Raw genomic sequence first — 667 nt, forward strand, 5'->3', positions numbered from 1 at the left:
ATCCAGATGATTTCATTATGGAAAAGGAAGAAGAAAGTTTGCAAAGCTCTATAATCAGTGAGGATAGCGTTCATATTTCTGATGATGGAGAATCAGATGATCCTAAATGGTCCATTAACACTATGGTTGAGGGGGCTGGAACACTCTATGTTGAGGCAGGTGGTTTCAGTAAAAATACGACAATTGAACATGGTGGTTCTGAGATTGTGGCAGAACAAGGTATTTCAGAATCTACTATTGTTTATGAAGGTGGAAAACAAAATGTCGAGGGTGGAGGGGTTACATTGAAAGCTCAAATCTATGGCGGTGAGCAGCTTATTTTTGGAGATGGTTATGTAAATGGGAGTATTGCAGGAAGCAGCGCCTATAACACAACCATTTACGGACAAGGTGAAATACCAGGATATCAGAGTGTATATGATGATGGAATGGCTGTAGGAACAAAAATTATGGAAGGAGGAATACAAACTCTTGCTAAATGGTTCTCAGAGGATGATACTTTTGCACAAAAGAGCGGTGGTTTAGCGATCAATACTGAAGTTTTCGCGGGTGGGATGCAGCGTATTTTAGCAGGAGGTGAAGCGGACACTGTTACTTTATACACTGGTGCTGTTCAAGTAGTTCATGCTGGTGGATACGTGAAAAATCTAACGATTGAAAATAGAGC

Annotated in this window: 1 protein-coding gene; it reads left to right on the top strand. The window is 40.6% G+C overall.

Translation table 11 applies throughout. The features are described 5' to 3' along the window. Positions 1 to 667: AIDA repeat-containing protein (locus ACFIO5_RS12145; RefSeq protein WP_375705545.1), on the top strand; the 667-nt coding region annotated here is incomplete at both ends.

The sequence above is a fragment of the Bartonella sp. AA86SXKL genome (assembly GCF_042196885.1).